Below are 18,803 nucleotides of genomic sequence, written 5' to 3'. Positions count from 1 at the left end.
GCCCCCATGCAATTTTTCTAATAACTGTTATTATTTCCCCTTTGTTACAGTTTCAATCGCTTTATCAAGTACATCAAGCCCTTCCTTGAGTTGTTCATCGGTTATCACAAGAGGTATTAACAACCTTATTATGTTCTTATGTAAGCCTGCACCAGCAAGTACAACTCCGTTTTTAAGCGCTTCTTGGATTACTGCCTGGCATGTCTCTGCATCTGGTTCCCAGGTATCATGGTCTTTTACAAACTCTATTGCTTGCATTGCACCAATGCCTCTAACTTCCTTTACAACAGGATATTTTCTCTGGAATTCTTCAAATCTTTCTCTTATGATCTTCCCAAGGTGGATAGCCCTATCGAGGAGTTTCTCCCTCTCAATCATTTTAATTACTTCAATACCAGCAACACAAGCAACAGGATTCCCACCAAAAGTTGAACCGATGGATCCTTTTGGAAGTGCATCAAAAAATTTCTTACTTCCAACTACCGCTGAAAGCGGCAAACCTGCTGCAATTGACTTACCTAATGAGATGAGATCCGGCACCACACCCCAATTTTCAACTGCAAAAAACTTTCCTGTTCTTCCATAACCACTCTGGACCTCATCTGCAACAAAAAGGATGCCATATTTTTCAGTTACTCTTCTAATCTCTTCTAAGAGCCCTGGTTGTGGGATATTAAAACCACCTTCCCCTTGGATTGGTTCAATTACAACGGCTGCAACGTCATCAGGCGCAACAGTATCAAGAAGAAGTCTTTCAAAATCTTTTGGAGTATACTTATTCCTATGAATATTTGGTCTCGGAATTCTATAAACATCAGGTGCACTACCAAAGATATATTTGTATGGCATTGGTCTGTGAGTCATTGTCATTGTAAGTAAAGTCCTTCCGTGGAATGCACCATCAAAAACAACCACAGCCCTTCTCTTTGTATAACCTCGTGCAATTTTCACTGCATTTTCAACAGCCTCAGCGCCTGAGTTAAAAAAGGCAACGGCCTTTTCAAAATTACCTGGAGCTCGTTCTGCTATCATTTTCGCAAGTTCCGCGTAAGGCTCATATGGGATAGAAGTAAAATCAGTATGAATATAATTTTCTGCCTGCTTTTGAATTGCTTCAACGATCGGTTTTGGAGAATATCCTACAACAAGACAGCCCCAACCACCAGTAAAGTCAAGGAATCTATTTCCGTCAACATCTTCAACAACTGCTCCTTCACCTCTTGCTATAAAAAATGGCGCAAGTGGTTCAAGAGGTGATGCCACATAAGTCTCTTTTTTCTTCCGGATTTCTCGGCTCTTTGGCCCGGGAATCTCAGTTTTGATAACAATGCTTCCCATTGTAAAACCTCCTTTCGTTTACCAATAATATCAGATTTTACATATTAAGTCAAGAAAACTAAATTTTCTTAAAAAAAATAAAAAAGAGGGCTTTTCGCCCTCTTTAAAAAACTAAATTTTTTCTATTGCTCTATGTCTTTGTTATTTTCTTCCTCATCGTCCACAAAATCTTCAAGTTCAACATATTCATATTCTTCTTCATCGGTATTTAAGGTAAAGATAAAAGGAATTGCAAATAAAGCAGTAAGTGCGATTATTTCAAGAATAACTCTCCCAAAATCGACCGTTAATGCTTCATAATTCGAGCTAACTCCCCTTACTGACCAAATCGGTGCATAACCAATTGAGTTTACAAGGACTGTTCCTTGGGCAATTGCCTGATTAACCTTCCATGGCACTATTATTGCAACAAGCGCAAGGAAGAAAAAGTAGACTGCCAAAATAATTTTTGATGCTTTAGTCATTTTAACCTCCAAATTAATATGTTCTATTTTACCATAAAAATTAAAAATTCACATCTTAAAATATTGACTTCAAAAACGAAATGCATATAATTTTTAAAACTTAAGGAAAGGGGGCAACTATGGACGAGGAGTCGGTAGTGTTTACAAGGAAGGCATCAGGCCTTGTAAGAGAGTTGAGTTGGTGGGACGTATTGTTATTTACCATTGCAGGGCCAGCAGCATCAGGCATGACTTATTACACAGTAAAGGTTCCAGGGCTTTATCCTGGAGGAAACATGACTTTGGCATTTTTGGTTGGTCTTCTTGTGTGGCTTCCACCTGTATTAATTCTTGCAATTCTTTCAGCATCATTCCCAAGAAGCGGGTCACTTTACGTAGTTATCTCAAGAGTTTTGCATCCAATTCTTGGGTTTATCCCTAATTGGTCTTATGTCGTTGGAGGAGGCGCTTCACTTGCGGTGGGTTTCTTAAATTATCTTGGACTTATTCCTCTTGCTTCAAGTATTCAAATTGCAGGTATTGTTTCTAAAAATGCTTCGCTTATTGCACTTGGCGAAGGACTTGCAAATCCCTGGACACGTTTATGGATAGCGCTTGCTTTAACTGTTATAATGTGGATACTCGAGCTTCTTGGAATTGACAAACTCAAATGGATTTTGAGAGCAATCATTTACATTCCTTTAGCAATAACTGGTATTGCAATTATTATCTTCTTCGTAAAAAGTGGCGAACCTTCATTTAATGTAATCTTTGGCACAAACTCATACCAAGCGGTACACGATCTTGCTACAAAACTAAACATAAAAGACTCTTTCCTTTCGCCAGGACAGGCGATGCAAGGTATGCTCCTTTCGGTTTTGTGGGCTTATACCGCAGTTGAGGCTGTTTCATACGTAGGCTCCGAGGTAAAAACACCAAGATTATCTTACATGAGGGGAATGGTTTTAGGTCTTATTGCAGTTGGCATTCTCTATGTGCTAAATGCAGTTGCTGTTTATCGCTCATTTGGATACAACTTTATAACCGAATATAGCTGGCTTTATTACAACCATTTTGATGAACTAAAGGGAGTCTTAGGAACAACACCTCCTGCGCCATCAATCCCATTCTATGCTGCAATAATCGGAAAGAATACTATTTTCTCAATTATCTTGGGAATTGGCTATTTCCTCTGGTATATAAACACATCAATGATAATATGGATGGCGGGTGTTCGTGGCATATTTGCAATGGCATTTGATAGAATGCTTCCTTTGAAACTAACAGAAATTGGACGCCTTGGGTCACCTACATGGGCAAATCATCTTGTTGGAATTGTTGCAATAATTGGAGTATTCATAGGATTAGGAGACTCATTAGGTGCACAGTTATCTTCCGCAATGCTTGCACTTGAAGACTATACATGCCTCGTATTTATTTGGCCTTTGGGACTTGCTGCAATGTTTTTACCGTATGCTCGTCCCGACCTATATGAGAAATCCACATTCCAGTACAAATGGGGAAAGGTACCTGTCATATCAATTTTAGGTGCAATTGCGTTTGCAATTGGTTGGTGGATGATACTAAATGTAACAACAGAGCAAAACACACTTGCAATGGTTGTAACTACTCTTCTTATACTTGTTGGACTGCTTTTCGCTCTCTATATGTGGTCCAAGAATAGAGAGGAAGGCGTTGACCCTAATAAGATTTTCAAGGAGATTCCACCAGCATAAAACTTTATGATAAAAGGGGAGAGACTCTCTCCCCTAAAAATGTAATCGGGAGGTGAAGATGAAAGTATTCTTTGCGGTTGATGTACATGGTGCAACAACTGTATGGAGAAAATGGATTTCTGCTGTTTCAATATACGAGGCAAACGCCCTAATACTCTCGGGTGATCTTACAGGAAAAGTTCTTGTCCCTCTTATCCTTCAAGAGGATGGGTCCTACAAGGCAAGTTATTTTGGAACTACATGGATCCTCAAAAACGAAGATGAAGTTAAAAACTTTGAAGAAAAACTTTCAAATGCAGGTGCATATTATAGAAGGATAACAAAAGAACAGCTCCAGGAACTCAAAAATAACCCTGACAAGGTTAAACAAATAATGGAAGAAGAGATGGTTAAAAGAATGAGAGACTGGCTAAACCTTTTAGTAGAAAAAGTTGATACTAAAAAAATCTTTACGGTCGTTATGCCCGGAAATGATGATGAATTTGTTATTGACCCAGTTATAAAGGAGTTTGAAGATAGAGGGATCGTATATCCTCTGGATAAAATTATTGAAATTGAAGGACACGAAGTTATGAGTTTTGAATACGTAAATCCAACCCCATGGGACACGCCAAGAGAAAGAGACGATAGAGAAATCCAACATATGCTTGAAGAAAAAATTTCAAAACTAAAAGACCCCAAAAACGCAATCTTTAATATTCATGCACCACCCTTTAATACCGCAATTGATCTTGCTCCAAAATTAGACAAAAATTTGAGACTTGTAGGTGGCCTTGATGGTGTTAAGTTTGTTCATGTTGGTTCTAAAGGCGTAAGAGCAGTTATCGAAAAATACCAGCCTATATTAGGACTTCATGGGCATATTCACGAGTCATCGGGGTTTGAAAAAATTGGAAGGACTCTCTGTTTAAATCCGGGCTCAGAATACGGTGAAGGTTTGCTACGAGGGTATATCATTGATATCTCCAAAGACGGCATTGAAAATTACTTTAAAATCCAAGGTTAGAGGTGGTAAATGAGCGAAAAATTTGTAAATATGAGCGAAAGTGATTTTGTAAATTTAGCGAAGGAAATTGTTAAAAAAGCAAAAGAAAACAATGTTATTTTAAGAATATTAGGAGCACTTGCAGTTTACATTCACACAGAAGATTCAGAAATACGAAACCTTTTTTATACACTTGAAAGGCTTGGATCGGGAAAACCACTTTTTACCGATCTTGACACAGTTGCGTACTCAAGACAACAACCGTTAGTGAAAAGGTTTTTTGAAAACACTTTGAAATTCAAACCGAATATCTATGTGAATACTCTCTTTGCTTATAAAAGAAATATATTTGAGCATCCCGAAGGGCTTTTTGCAGTCGATGTGTTTTACGATAGGCTTGAGTTTTCTCATAACGTAGAATTTGGAAATACCCCAGGAAGAGGACGGCTCGAACTTGATTTTCCAACAATTAGTTTGGCAGATATCGTGCTTGAAAAACTCCAGATTCACAAAATTAATAGAAAAGATATAGTCGATCTTTTAATTCTTTTCTTACAGCATAACATAGAAGTTGCTCAATCTACCCAAACAATTGATGCATCTTACATTGCAAAGGTACTATCAGATGATTGGGGATTCTACTACGATGCGATTGTAAATCTTGAAAAGGTAAAGGAGTTTACAAAAACATTCCAAAGTGATGGAAAAATTTCAGAAAATCAGTTAAAGGATATAATCGAAAAAATCGATTTATTAAAAGAAGTTATAGAAAAAACACCAAAGACTCGAAATTTCCAAAACAGAGCAAAGAAGGGAACATCAGTTCCCTGGTATAGAGATGTTGAGGAAGTTGAAAGGTAAAAATTACTCCTCGGATTTAAAATAAGACCATTCGTCAAAAACCTTGGGGAAGTTTTCTATTAATTTTTTCAATTCTTTTGGAGTGGCGTTGATGTCTGGCTTCATTAGAATAAAAAGGGAGTTATTTTCTCTATTTAATGCAATATGCCTTACCCTTCTTGGATCTTCAAATGTATCTTCAATAAGTTTTTTTAGTTTATCGTAATCACTTTTGCTTTCGTATAAAGTATAATAATTATTGAATCTCGAAATACTTGCGGGCTCTTTTTTTAAATGTTCTCTTTCTGTTATATTTGGACCAAAAAGGTAGTAAAAATTTTGGACAATATGAGCGTCTCTTCTTATGTTGAATTTTGGATAGACCATTAAGTAAAGTCTATCTCCCCTTTTAAAGGGGTAGGAAAACGGCAACCAGAACAAACTTTGCCTTGGAATAAGAGTTAGCACCAATTCCATTCGTTTTATATTTTTATCCTGTAAGTCATATTTCGCTTTAAAACCAATATAGCCTCCAAGGTAGGTATACATTTTATCTCTTAGACTGAGATTTTCCTCAAATTTTCGGATGTAATGAATCATAATACTGGTATTAATTTTTCTTCCCTTATAAAATTGAAGTGATGCAATTCCACCAAGTACCAAAAAGATCAAAAGTAAATATGAAGATATCTGCATTATTTACCTCCAAGGTGAATTTTAAAGAAATTATACAAGATATTTTTCATATATTGAAATAAGCGCTTCAATTCCTCGTGGAGATTCTGTAAGAAGTGGCACTTCTCTAATTTCAACCTCGTTAAATTCTTTTCTCATTTTTTCAACAACTCTTTTCTGCTCCTCAATTTTACCTAAAAGTTCCCTGGGGGGATTTTCAATTTCAAGATATTTATTTAGATAAATTCTTCTTAGTTTTATATTATTCTCACGCAAGGCATCTCTTATTCTCTTTGATTCTGCAAATGCTAATTCTTCTGCCATAGTGACGACGCTTACATAATTTTCTTCTGAAGAAAACCTTTCCATAAGGTTAACCATATCTTTTTTATATGTAAACAACTCCTGCATAACAGGATCTTCACTTTCTTTTGAAGGGATCTTCACCTCTTCGCCATCTAAAACATCAGAAATCGGACCCTTTATGTTTTCCACCATTTGTCTCTTAGAAAGAATCCTCCTTCTCATATCTATAAGGCTATTGGTCCAAACTACCGAAATTCTCGGCATTGCAAAAACTCTTAACGTAATACCTGTTGGAGGCGTGTCAAAAACAATTGCACTATAGTCTGTTTCTAAAAATTTTCTAATTGCTTCAAGTGTTACGTACTCCTCAATGCCAGGAGAATTTCTCAGAACATCAAAATATCTATCAATGTTCAATACAGAAAGATATTTATATGTATTTTTCATTTTTTTCGACATTTCTGTGAGATACTCAACAATTGCTCTATCAATATCTACTTCTGTTGCATCAAGATTGTCTGAAATTTTAACAACCTTTCCAAAGACATCCTTGTTTAATGCATCACCTAAATTGTGCGCTGGATCAAGAGAAACAATAAGCGTTTTCAAACCTTTCTTTGCAAGCCCTGAAGCAAAAGAGGCAGATATTGTTGTTTTTCCAACTCCACCTTTTCCAATAAAAAAGAACGTTTGCATTTCTCCTCCTAATCTATGTCAAAATGCGATAAAGTTTGAGCAAAAATATCGTCAAGTTCCGCACTTCTTCTCGTCATTATTTGTATTTCTCTTTCCATGTAAGGAAGTATTCTTAAAATCACACCCGTTGGAGGAGAAGGAAGCCCAGAAAACATACTCATCGTGACAAGAGCAAATACATTTTCTTCTTCGACAAGTTCATGTTCGATGAGGGAGATTGCAGCCTCCCTCATCGACTTATCAAAACTCATAAAAAATTTTTTGAGAGCCTCAAGAATGTTTTTCATTTTACTTTATGCTTTTGCCTTTGCAGGCTTGTACTCTTTATTATATGTTCTGAAGAAGTTAAAGACAAGGAATAGATCGAGAATAAGCATTATTACTACAAACGCACCAAGGATACCTTTAATTGCTGAAGCCTGCACTGGTACGACTTTGAATAAGTACCAAATAAGGGCTGCAAATACGGTTATCCAGAGGAAGATTGCAGGAATAAGAACCAGCACAATTGCACCTTGTGAAGCTTTCTGAACTCTCTTTACATAGTTTGTTGCAGTAAGCATTGCAATTGATGCAAGAAGTTGGTTAGTACCTGCAAAACCTGCCCACAACGCCGTATATGCATTTCCACCGTATGCAATAAGATAAAAGCCGAGTGCTGCTGCAATAATTGAAGCAACCCATCTATTGTGAAGAACTTCATAAAGACCAACAGAGACTTTCTTGAGAGGTTCTACAAGTTCTTGGAAGGCATATCTCGCAAGACGGTTTGTTGTATCAAGTGTTGTAAGAACAAACGCAGATGCCCAAAGGCCTCCAAAGATTGTTCCAACCTTTGTAGGAATCCTTAAAGAATTATAAAGAAGCTGACCAAAGGACTTGGTAAACAAACCAAGTGCACCACCAATGATCGCTTTTCCCTCTGCTGTTTTTAAATTGATGATCGCGTTTCCATACTGTGCCATGTATGCTGGATCTGAAAGTTTCATTGCATCAAGAGTGGGTTTTGCTTGAGCAATTTTATCTGCAAATCCCTGAACTATATTAAGACCGTAAGCTGCAATTGAAGTAATAACAATAGTGGAAAGCATTCCTTCCATAAACATCGCACCATAACCTACAAAAAGACCAGAAAGTTCATTGTCAAGTTGTTTAGAAGTTGTTCCAGAACCAACGATTGAATGGAATCCAGAAAGGGCACCGCAAGCAATAACAAGCGGAACAGTCGGCCAGAAAGGTGACGGAACTGCTGGATGAACTACATTAGCAGAGAAACTTGTAAATGCAGGCCATGAGAAAGACTTAAATGAAATAATTGCTGCAATTGATCCAAGAATTACACCACCCCAAAGAATATATGAGTTGAGATAATCTCTTGGCTGAAGTAAGAACCAAACTGGAAGTGCTGCAGCAAGAATAATATAAATAAACTGACCCCAATAAAGGGCATTGAGACTAACCTTCCAAGGGAAATAAAAACCAAGTACGATTGAAAGGAGCGTTAAAATCACTCCGATTAGTGATGAGAGCCAGAAAGGAAGTTTAGTCTTATAAAGAAGTTGACCTTCAACAATTGCTGCAACCATAAAGAGTAATGATGCTGTCAAAATTTCAGGTGTACTGTTTGCAAGAGGACCAAATACTCCCATAAATGCAGCAATAACAAGAATCATAGCAAAGTAAACGTAAAGTTCGAAAATGTATTTTGTGCCTTCTCCCATCAATTCTCCTGCAACCCATTGTATCGATTTTCCATCATAACGAACTGATGCCATAAGAGAGAGATAATCATGAACAGAGCCAATAAAAAGGTTACCAAACCATACCCAAAGCAACGCAGGAAGCCAACCCCAAACTACAGCAATTGCAGGACCTACGATAGGCCCAGCGCCTGCAATGGATGCAAAGTGGTGTCCAAAGAGAACAAACTTGTTTGCAGGAACATAGTCTACATTGTCTCTCAACCTTACCGCTGGAGTCTCTCTACTTGCGTCCGCCTTTACAACATTTTTCTCAATAGATTTTCCATAGGTAAAGTAGAGAGCAATGTAGAAGATTGCACCAATCAATACGATGATTGTTGTGTACATACTTCACCTCCTTTGAGTTTTTTTTAAAATTCTTGAGGCTCTCATATACCCTCAATAATATTTTACCATGGATTTTTAGAAGTCAAGGAAAATTAAATAAAGGTAGAAAATTTAGGGATTAAAGTAAAAAATTTGAGGTTAACATTTTGTTAAAATTTAAAAATTTCTCTAAACTCCTTTTGTCTATGCGGAGAAAGTGGAAGTTTATCTCCGTTATCCATTTCAATCATATACTTTCCCTTAAACCAAGGGATAATCTTTGATATTTTTGAGATATTTATAAGATACTCTTTATTTATTCTAAAAAATCCAACTGGACTGAACCTTTCTTCTGCGCCTTGAAGGTTAAGCCCCTTAACTGGTAATTCTTCTTTTCCTTTCTTAACATAGAGTTTTCCATTTTCTGTAAAGAAATAGGTAATTTCACTTAACCTAACCAAAGTAAGTTCCTCGTCTAAACTACAAACAACAAAATCCTCTTTTCTTCTTTCTTTCGATGAAAGCACATTTTTTATTTTTAACACTGTCTTGAAAAATCTACCCTCATCAATTGGTTTTAAAATGTAATCAACAGCACCGACATCAAAAGCATCAACTGCATATTCAGAATAGGCAGTCACAAAAACAATCAGAGGAAAATTCTTAAATTCTTTTATTTCGTTTGCAAGTTTCATTCCGGAAATTCCGCTTAAATTTATATCGAGAAAAATTACATCAATTGAATTTTCGGAGACAAAGTTAAAAGCGCTTAACGCATCTTCGAATTCACCCAAGACTTTTACTTCAGGAAATTTCAGAAGAAGACTTTTTATCTCTTCCCTTGCAGGTTCTTCGTCATCGACGATAATCGCTCTAATATCCAATTTGGCACCCCTTCGTGTGGTATTCCTATAATTACTTTCGTTCCCACATTAACAGCACTTTTTATTTTAAATATGGCTTTATTTCCATATAGATTCATAATTCTGTCTCTTACATTTCTAATACCAAGTGACTTCTTATTTTCATCAAACAGAGTTTCGAGTGTTTCTTCATTAATTCCTCTTCCATTGTCCTCAATTGTAATATAGACATAGTTTCCTCTTCTATAGGCAGAAACTTTGATAGTGATATTCCTCTTTGTCAAGGAAAACCCATGCTTAACGGCATTTTCAACAACAGGCTGAAGAATGAGTGCTGGCACCTTCACATCGTAGAGGCTTGAGTCAATATTAAACTCGCAATGCAAACGATCCTTAAATCGCTCCTTCTCAATCTCAAGATAGGCTTTAACAAGGTCTATTTCTTCTTCTAAAGTTGAAAGAGTTTCTTCTGTATCAATTGTCTTTCGCAAAATAAAAGAGAGTCTTTGGATAAGTTCCCTTCCCTTATTTGGATCACTTCTTATAACATAATTTATCGTATTGAGACTATTAAAAAGAAAATGCGGATTTATTCTTGATTGTAACGCTTTTAACTGGAAAAACGTTTTCATCTTTTTTTCGGTTTCTAATTTGTTTAGTTCAACCTGTAGTGAAAGAATATTTGCTAAACCTATAGCCATTTCTACATCAAAAGGAGTCATAGTATTGCGTTCTTTTCTGTACAGTTTTAGAACCCCAAAAACATTTCCCGACGAATCCTTTAAAGGCACAACAACACCTGAAGAAAGGGGGCATTCTTTTACAGAACAACCAACATCAAATTCATTTTTCATAAGAACTATTTTTCCACTTGTAAGTGCTTTTTGTGTTGATGTTGTTAAAATTGGCGAAAGCGGTTTGTGATGGTCAGAGCCAATACCTCGAAACGCAAGGATTTTTTCAGTATCTGTTATACCCACTGCATCGAGGTTGGTATTTTCGAGGATAACCTTTACCGTTTCATCAGCCGTCTCAGGAGTAAGACCTTTGCTTAGAATCGGCAAAGTTTTCTCAGTTATCTTAAGAACCTTCTCGGAAGTTATTGCAGACACAATTTCTTTTTCAATGAAAGAAACTCTTATTACAAGTAGAAATAGCCCTACGCCAACCGCATTTGCTGAAATCATAGGCCCTGAAACTTCCTTAATAAGTTCAATAGCCTTATTAAAAGGTGGAGATATGAGAAGAACAAGAATCATGTGGAAACTTTCCGCAAGAGCCGCAAAAATAAATCCTCCTAATGGTGAGAAAAATTTCTCCTTTTTTCTTGTATAAAGGAGCCCTGCAAAAATGCCGTTTAATATTGTTGCAAGTGCACATGAATTACCTGTAAATCCACCAAGAGATGCACGATGAACCCCACCCATGAGTCCCGCGATAAGTCCAACAATAGGCCCTCCAAAAAGTCCACCTGTAATAGCACCAATATCCCTTATGTTTGCAACAGCATCATGAGTTTGAACGCCTAAAAGCGTCCCAAGAATTGATATGAATCCAAAGAATATTCCAAGGTATATTTGCTTTTTAACGGATTGTTCAAGGTTAAAAAGAGACCTTGCAATTGGAGTTTGGGTGAGTAAAAATGCTACAGTTATTATAACCGTGAGTGATTGAAACAACCACACATAGAGGGAAAATTTACTTAAATATAAATTAACCATCAATAAATTATACAAAAATATCTTATAATTGTAATAATGGAAAAAATAAAAGTAAAAACCGTTGAAATATTAAAGTTTACATTCAATCCCCTCTCAACAAACTGTTATCTTATAAACGCAAACGGATATTCAATTATTGTAGACCCATCGAATATGAGCGACTACGAAACCGAGGAACTTATACATGAAATTAAGAACACAAATCTATATATTTTTAACACTCATGGACATTTTGACCATATTGTAGGAAACGTTATCTTAAAACGCCTTTATAAGAATACAAAACTAATTATTCACAAATATGATTCTGATATGCTTTTAGATCCAATAAAAAATAAATCCTATTTGGCAGGTATTGAAATTATATCACCCAAAGCCGATATAGAAATTGAATTAGAGACCGAACTATTACTTGGTAGGTTAAATGTAAAAGTTGTGCATACTCCGGGGCACACAAGGGGAAGTATTTCAATCATTTTCGATAAATTTGTTTTTACTGGAGATACACTTTTTGCAGGAACCGTCGGTGTCGCAAAAGATTACCCAAACGCTTTTAATGAACTCATAAATTCAATAAAAGAAAAAATACTCATTTTACAAGATGATTATGTCGTTTTGCCTGGACATGGAGACATCACTAAAATTTCTGACGAAAGATCGTTTAATCCTTTCTTAAATTAGTTTTGTAAATTTAAGAAAATCCATAAAATAGTTGTGTATGAGAAAAATTTTCGGAACAGATGGCGCAAGAGGTATAGCAAATATAGAAATAACACCTGAAGTTGCACTGAGAATTGGCACTTCAATAGGCAAACTCTTTTATGGAAACGGTCCAATTCTAATTGGTGAGGACACAAGGCTTTCATCTGAAATGTTGAGACTTGCCCTTGCAACAGGAATAATAAGTGCATCAACTGATGTGACAGTAGGTTTTGTAATGCCAACACCTGCAGTATCTCTTCTTACACGTATCATGAAAAATTTTAGTGCAGGTTGCGTAATTTCTGCATCACATAATCCAATTGAATTTAACGGTATCAAGATTTTCGACAAAAATGGCTTTAAATTAAGCGACGAAGTTGAAGAACATATTGAAAAACTCATGGAAAGTAATATTGAAAGAAGTCCTGTAAATATTGGACGAGTATTCTTTGATGAAAACATACGGGACTTTTACGTAGATTATATTGCAGGACGATTCCCTTTCAACTTATCGAACCTTAAGATTGCACTTGACTTAGCAAATGGTGGAACATATTACACAACACCTCGCACACTTCAAAAACTTGGAGCCCAAATTATCCCAATTAACGATAAACCAGATGGACATAGAATTAATGTAGAGTGCGGTTCAACTCATCCACAGGTAATCGCAAAGCACACCATAAATAGTGGTGCACATATCGGCATTTCTCACGATGGAGATGGCGACAGAGTAATTCTTTCCGATGAGACAGGAAGAATTGTTGATGGTGATGAGATGATGGTTATCCTTGGAAGACACTTTAAGAAAAAAGGTCTTCTAAAAAACAATACTATCGTTGGCACAGTAATGACAAACCTTGCAATAGAAAAAACCCTTAAAAGTGAGGGAATAAATTTTGTTCGTGCGCCTGTTGGCGATAGGTATGTCCTACAAGAAATGCTAAAAACAGGAGCAATTCTTGGTGGGGAGCAATCAGGACATATCATAAACCTGATTGAAAGCGTTACGGGAGATGGTTTAATTACCGCATTAAGTGTCATCGGAGTGATGATAGAAGAAGAAAAACCTCTTTCAAAATTAGTTGAAGGGCTCGAAAGATTACCGCAAATATTGGTTAATGCAAATGTAAAAGACAAAAACATAGTAAATGATGAAAAATTTAAGCAATTTGTAAGTGAAATGGAAAAAGAACTGAAGAATGGTAGAGTTCTTATTAGACCATCTGGCACAGAGCCTGTAATACGAATAATGGTTGAAGGGGATAATGAAATAAAAATTAAAGATATAGCAAATAGAATAAAGGAATATTTGGAGGTGTAATGTGTGCGGTATTGTTGGATACATCGGTGATAAAGAGGCACTCCCTATTCTTATAGACGGTCTCAAACGACTTGAATACAGAGGTTACGACTCAGCAGGAGTTGCAATTTTAGGAGACGACTTACATGTTGTTAAAACTGCAGGGCGTATTAAAGACCTTGAAGAAAAGCTTAAAGGGACAAAACTTATAGGACACCTTGGCATTGCACATACTAGATGGGCAACTCATGGCATTCCAAACGATATTAATGCGCACCCTCACTATAGTGAAAGCAAAAACATAGTTGTAATACATAATGGCATTATTGAAAACTATCTTGAACTAAAGAAGATGCTAATGAAAGAGGGTAAAACTTTTAGAACTGAAACTGATACGGAGGTAATTGCTTATCTTATCGAAGAATTTTATGAAGGAGATTTATTAAAAGCAGTACAAAAGACAGTTTCAATGCTTGAAGGCTCATATGCACTTGCAATCCTAAGTAAAGAAGAAAAAGACCACTTTGTTGCAGTGAGAAAGGACAGCCCTCTTATTGGTGGCATTGGAAAAGGCGAAAACTTTGTTGCATCAGATATTCCCGCAGTCCTTCCCTACACGAAAGATGTAATCATATTTGAAAACGGAGATATCGTTGATGTTTTCAAGAACAAAATGGTTATCTACGATAAGAATCTTAACGTAATTGAAAGACCTATTCACAAAATCGATTGGGACATAAGCGACGCTCAAAAAGGTGGATTCAAACACTTTATGCTTAAAGAGATTTTGGAAGAGCCAGACGTAATTGTTGAAGCATTGAGAGGAAGAATTAAAAATGGCGAAATTGAAATTCCCGAACTTGACTTCGATAAAAATTATTTTAAAAATATAAACCAGGTTTATTTTGTTGCATGTGGCACTGCATATCATGCAGGACTTGTTGGCAAATATCTTGTTGAAAAATACCTCAACATACCTGCCCAAGCAGAAGTTGCATCAGAATTCAGATATAGAAATCCAGTAATTGACGAACGAACTCTTGTATTTGTTGTAAGTCAATCAGGAGAAACAGCAGATACGCTTGCTGCACTTCGTCTTGCAAAAGAAAAAAAGGCAAAAACAATAGGAATAGTTAATGTCGTTGGAAGTTCTGTTGCAAGGGAGGTAGACAAAGTCGTTTACATTCATGCTGGACCAGAAATTGCAGTTGCTTCAACTAAAGCCTATGTTGCACAGGTTGAGGTTATAACGCTTTCAATTTTACATTTAGCAAAGATTATTGATAAACTTAATGAGGCTAATGAAAAATTATTTGTTGAGGAATTTCAAAAATTAGAAGGTTTTGCAAGAGAGATTTTAGAAAACAAAGAAGAAATTGCAAGTTTTGTTTCAACAACGAAAAATATTGAGGAAACATTCTTTATAGGAAGAAACCTTGACTATGCGCTATCGTTAGAAGGAGCACTTAAACTAAAAGAAATTGCCTATGTTCATGCAGAAGGTTATCCAGCAGGAGAACTCAAACACGGTCCTCTTGCTCTCATTACACCTAATTCACTTGTTATCGCAATTGACACCTTTACACCTCTATCAGATAAAACGATTAGTAATATAAAAGAGGTAAAAGCTCGAGGCGGAAAAGTGCTTGCTATTGCAAAAAAAGACAACACAAGAATAAAAGAAGTTGCAGATTCTGTGTTTTATATTCCGAATGTTTTAGATGACCTTACACCAATCATAACCGTGATTCCATTACAACTCTTTGCATACTATATGGCAGATGCAAGAGGCCTCGATATAGACAAACCAAGAAATTTGGCAAAGTCAGTTACTGTTGAATAATCAATTACCTTAAGGGGGGTGAAGCATTATGGATTTAAAAGAACTACACGAAAAGATTGAGACAGTTGTTGAATCTGCCTTAAAGTCAGGAAAAGATGTCGAAAGGATTATTGAGACAGAAACAGAAAAAGTTGCAAAAGACTTCTTCAAAAACAGCGGAAACAAAATAGATGAAATTCAAACTGCGATTGTTTCTGTAATTAAGAGCACAGTAGACAAATCCAACAACAAGATAGTGATAGAAGGCGTTGCCAAAGGTATGTTTAAAGGCGCAATGGAAGGCGCTAAACTATCGGTAAAAACTGGAAAAGACATGGTAGAAAATGTCGTTAAAGAATGCTTTTCAGTTGGACTTGACTTAAAAGAAATTCCAAAAGTTATTTTCTCTAACTTCAAGGATTCACTAACTGGAAAAGAGAATAAAAATAGTAAGCTTTAAATTAGTAAGAGATTACGAAAATTTCTACATAAACCCTTGACAATAATCTAAAAATCTGTATTATTGTGTATAGTGGGGCTATAGCTCAGTTGGTAGAGCGCCTCCTTGGCGTGGAGGAGGTCAGGGGTTCGACTCCCCTTAGCTCCACCAATTTTTTTAATATACAGGGGTGAACGATGGAAAAAGAATACAATCCAAAAGAGTTTGAGGAAAAGTGGTATAAGTACTGGGAAGAATCTAAACTATTTAAGGCAGAGGACTTTTCAGAAAAGCCTAAGTTTTATATATTGGTCATGTTCCCATATCCATCGGGATCCGGCCTTCACGTGGGACACTGTAGAAATTACATACCTGCAGACACTTATGCACGCTACAAGAGAATGCAAGGCTTTAACGTTTTACATCCAATAGGCTACGACGCTTTCGGACTACCTGCAGAAAATTACGCAATTGAACACGGGATACACCCAAGAGAATCAACATATAGAAACATCGAAAATTTTAGAAGACAACTTAAAATGCTCGGCCTTTCGTATGACTGGGATAGAGAATTTGCAACATCAGATCCTGAATATTACAAATGGACTGAATGGTTTTTCGAACTACTCTTCAAGCGTGGACTTGCATATCAGGACAGAAGTTTCCAATGGTGGTGTCCTCATTGCAAAACAGTCCTTGCAAATGAACAGATCATTGACGGAAAGTGCTGGCGCTGTGGAACTCCTGTTGTAAAAAAGGAACTCAAGGAGTGGTTTTTTAGGATTACGCATTATGCAGATAAGCTTCTTGAAGGTTTAGATAGAATTGATTGGCCAGAACGCATAAAGTCCATGCAAAGAAACTGGATTGGACGCTCGGAAGGTGCAGAAATTACATTTAAGGGAGTTGGACCTGACGGAACGGAATATGACCTACCTGTTTTTACAACAAGGATTGATACTATTTTTGGTGTGACATTCCTTGCAATAGCACCAGAGCACCCGCTTGTAATGAAACTAACACGAGAGGACAAAGTTGAAGAAGTTAAAAAATATATCGAAGAGGCTCTTAGAAAATTTGAGACTGAGAGGCTCTCAACAGAAAAAGAAAAAACAGGTGTCTTTACAGGATGTTTTGCAAGAAATCCATTTACAGATGAACTTGTGCCAATCTATGTTGGAGACTATGTTGTATATTCCTATGGAACTGGCGCTGTAATGGGTGTGCCTGCGCATGATGAAAGAGATTTCCAATTTGCAAAGAAGCATAATCTCCCAATAAAAATTGTAATCTCAAAAGACGGAAGCCTTGTTGAAACCCTTGAAGAAGCATTTACAGAAGATGGTATTTTAATAAATTCGAATGGTTTTTCTGGTTTAAGATCAGATGAAGCAAGAAAAAAACTTACAAAATATGCAGAAGAGCACGGATTTGGAAGAGGTGTTGTAAGATACAAAATAAGAGACTGGCTCATTTCAAGACAAAGATATTGGGGAGCACCAATTCCAATAATTCATTGCCCTGAACATGGTGCAGTGCCCGTCCCTGAAGAAGATCTGCCAGTTTTACTGCCAGATGAAGTTGATTTTTCACCACGTGACACAGGAGAGTCCCCTCTTGCAAATGACCCCGATTTTGTAAATACCAGTTGTCCTATATGCGGAAAGCCCTCTCGAAGAGAAACGGATACCCAAGATGGTTTTGCATGCTCCTCCTGGTATTTTTTAAGATATGCAGACCCACATAACGACAAGGCACCATTTGATAAAGAAAAGGTAAAATACTGGCTTCCTGTTGACCTCTATATAGGTGGGGCAGAACATGCTGTAATGCACTTACTGTATGCACGCTTTTATACCATGGTAATGTATGATGCGGGGCTTATTGACTTCGACGAACCTTTCAAGAAATTACTCAATCAAGGAATGATTCTTGGAGCAGACCACCAAAAGATGAGCAAATCTAGAGGAAATGTCGTAAACCCTGATGATGTTATAAAAGAATATGGAGCAGATACTCTAAGAGCATACATACTCTTCATTGGGCCACTCGATACAGATGCACCGTGGAGCACAGAAGGTATAAATGGAGTTAACAGATTCATAAAGAGAATGTGGAACTTATTTATCCAATTAGAAGATAAGTCCACAACAAAAGAAAAACCTATCGAAAAAGAAATAGAACTAATAACTGATAAGATGATCGTTAAGGTTACCGAGCAAATAGAAAGGTTTAAATTTAATACAATGATTAGCAGTTTTATGGAATGGTTGAATTTCCTTTCAAAAATTACTCAAGAAGACGCAGAAGTAATGGAAACAAAGGCATATAGAGAAGCAGTTCAAACTTTCCTTACAATGATTGCACCTGCAACGCCATTTGTAGCTGAAGAGCTTTACCATAGGTTAGGAGGAACTGGAAGTATTCATAAAAAGGAATGGCCGAAACCAAAGGGAATTTACAAAGAAGAATATGTAACAATTATAGTGCAGGTTAACGGAAAACTGAGAGATAAGATAGAAGTTGAAGCAGGAAGCGAACTTGAAGATGTGCTTGATTTAGTTAAAAAATCTGATAAAATAACAAGGTTAGGCATTGATTTTAATAAAGCAAAATACATATTTGTAAAAGACAAATTAATAAATATTGTTGCTTAGGAGGATAAAATGGCACAACCAAAGAAAAAGACTACGCACTCAAGAAGCAGGATGAGAAAAATTAAGGAAAAACTCGATCCACTAAATCTTGTTGAGTGTCCTCATTGCCACAACCTCATTCCACCGCACAAAGTATGTCCATACTGCGGTTACTATGAAGGAAAAGAGGTTGTAAAAATAGAGACAAAAGAGAAATAATTAAACATTT

17 protein-coding genes and 1 tRNA gene are annotated in these 18,803 nt (G+C 36.5%); 10 read left to right on the top strand and 8 right to left on the bottom strand.

Annotated elements, in window-relative coordinates; all coding sequences use genetic code 11:
• Positions 1–30 precede the first annotated feature (30 nt).
• Together CSE_RS02750 and CSE_RS02745 are read right to left on the bottom strand one after the other, a co-directional pair.
• On the bottom strand, positions 31–1,338 hold the full coding sequence (locus tag CSE_RS02750; RefSeq protein WP_014453121.1) for an aspartate aminotransferase family protein: 1,308 nt from the start codon (positions 1,336–1,338) through the stop codon (positions 31–33).
• 122 nt (positions 1,339–1,460) lie between these two features.
• Entirely contained in the window at positions 1,461–1,802 is a 342-nt protein-coding gene (locus CSE_RS02745) for a hypothetical protein (protein ID WP_014453120.1), read from the bottom strand.
• Positions 1,803–1,921: 119 nt separating this feature from the next.
• Between CSE_RS02745 and CSE_RS02740 the strand changes: the two genes are divergently transcribed.
• From CSE_RS02740 to CSE_RS02730, 3 genes are read left to right on the top strand one after another with little or no spacing between them, the layout of a single operon-like run.
• Complete coding sequence (locus tag CSE_RS02740) at positions 1,922–3,517, top strand: APC family permease (RefSeq protein WP_014453119.1); 1,596 nt, start codon at positions 1,922–1,924, stop codon at positions 3,515–3,517.
• A 58-nt stretch (positions 3,518–3,575) separates the two neighbouring features.
• Positions 3,576–4,523 (top strand): metallophosphoesterase family protein, encoded by a 948-nt coding sequence (locus CSE_RS02735; RefSeq protein WP_014453118.1) that lies wholly within the window; start codon positions 3,576–3,578, stop codon positions 4,521–4,523.
• A gap of 9 nt (positions 4,524–4,532) precedes the next feature.
• Positions 4,533–5,363, top strand: a complete 831-nt coding sequence (locus tag CSE_RS02730) for a hypothetical protein (protein ID WP_014453117.1) — start codon at positions 4,533–4,535, stop codon at positions 5,361–5,363.
• A 3-nt stretch (positions 5,364–5,366) separates the two neighbouring features.
• Here CSE_RS02730 and CSE_RS02725 read toward each other — a convergent pair whose 3' ends face one another.
• The 6 genes from CSE_RS02725 to CSE_RS02700 form a co-directional block, all read right to left on the bottom strand.
• Positions 5,367–6,038: a hypothetical protein gene (locus CSE_RS02725; protein ID WP_014453116.1), complete on the bottom strand. Its 672-nt coding sequence runs from the start codon at positions 6,036–6,038 to the stop codon at positions 5,367–5,369.
• 30 nt (positions 6,039–6,068) lie between these two features.
• Positions 6,069–7,019, bottom strand: a complete 951-nt coding sequence (locus tag CSE_RS02720; protein ID WP_014453115.1) for an ArsA family ATPase — start codon at positions 7,017–7,019, stop codon at positions 6,069–6,071.
• Between the two features lie 8 nt (positions 7,020–7,027).
• Positions 7,028–7,306 carry a hypothetical protein gene (locus CSE_RS02715; RefSeq protein ID WP_014453114.1) on the bottom strand — a complete coding sequence of 93 codons (279 nt, stop codon included), beginning with the start codon at positions 7,304–7,306 and terminating at the stop codon, positions 7,028–7,030.
• A 6-nt stretch (positions 7,307–7,312) separates the two neighbouring features.
• The gene (locus CSE_RS02710; protein WP_014453113.1) at positions 7,313–9,109 is read right to left on the bottom strand and encodes a carbon starvation CstA family protein; all 1,797 of its coding nucleotides are present in this window, start codon (positions 9,107–9,109) and stop codon (positions 7,313–7,315) included.
• 149 nt (positions 9,110–9,258) lie between these two features.
• Positions 9,259–9,972, bottom strand: a complete 714-nt coding sequence (locus CSE_RS02705) for a LytR/AlgR family response regulator transcription factor (RefSeq protein WP_014453112.1) — start codon at positions 9,970–9,972, stop codon at positions 9,259–9,261.
• Positions 9,918–11,672: a LytS/YhcK type 5TM receptor domain-containing protein gene (locus tag CSE_RS02700; protein WP_014453111.1), complete on the bottom strand. Its 1,755-nt coding sequence runs from the start codon at positions 11,670–11,672 to the stop codon at positions 9,918–9,920. Before CSE_RS02700 ends, CSE_RS02705 begins: the two co-directional genes overlap by 55 nt.
• A gap of 36 nt (positions 11,673–11,708) precedes the next feature.
• Between CSE_RS02700 and CSE_RS02695 the strand changes: the two genes are divergently transcribed.
• The 7 genes from CSE_RS02695 (at position 11,709) to rpmF (ending at position 18,793) form a co-directional block, all read left to right on the top strand.
• Positions 11,709–12,353: an MBL fold metallo-hydrolase gene (locus CSE_RS02695; protein WP_014453110.1), complete on the top strand. Its 645-nt coding sequence runs from the start codon at positions 11,709–11,711 to the stop codon at positions 12,351–12,353.
• 37 nt (positions 12,354–12,390) lie between these two features.
• Positions 12,391–13,698, top strand: coding sequence for a phosphoglucosamine mutase (glmM, locus tag CSE_RS02690; protein WP_014453109.1), 1,308 nt, complete (start codon positions 12,391–12,393; stop codon positions 13,696–13,698).
• 1 nt (position 13,699) lies between these two features.
• A complete protein-coding gene (glmS, locus tag CSE_RS02685) occupies positions 13,700–15,520 on the top strand; it encodes a glutamine--fructose-6-phosphate transaminase (isomerizing) (protein WP_014453108.1) in 1,821 nt (606 codons plus the stop codon).
• Positions 15,521–15,548: 28 nt separating this feature from the next.
• Positions 15,549–15,959 (top strand): hypothetical protein, encoded by a 411-nt coding sequence (locus tag CSE_RS02680; RefSeq protein ID WP_014453107.1) that lies wholly within the window; start codon positions 15,549–15,551, stop codon positions 15,957–15,959.
• Positions 15,960–16,033: 74 nt separating this feature from the next.
• Positions 16,034–16,109, top strand: a tRNA-Ala gene (locus tag CSE_RS02675).
• 26 nt (positions 16,110–16,135) lie between these two features.
• On the top strand, positions 16,136–18,595 hold the full coding sequence (leuS, locus tag CSE_RS02670) for a leucine--tRNA ligase (RefSeq protein ID WP_014453106.1): 2,460 nt from the start codon (positions 16,136–16,138) through the stop codon (positions 18,593–18,595).
• 9 nt (positions 18,596–18,604) lie between these two features.
• Complete coding sequence (rpmF, locus tag CSE_RS02665) at positions 18,605–18,793, top strand: 50S ribosomal protein L32 (protein WP_014453105.1); 189 nt, start codon at positions 18,605–18,607, stop codon at positions 18,791–18,793.
• Positions 18,794–18,803: the final 10 nt, after the last annotated feature.

It is taken from the genome of Caldisericum exile AZM16c01, from assembly GCF_000284335.1.
In the GTDB taxonomy this organism is placed as follows: Bacteria; Caldisericota; Caldisericia; order Caldisericales; family Caldisericaceae; genus Caldisericum; species Caldisericum exile.
This window is presented reverse-complemented; position numbering and strand designations above follow the sequence as displayed.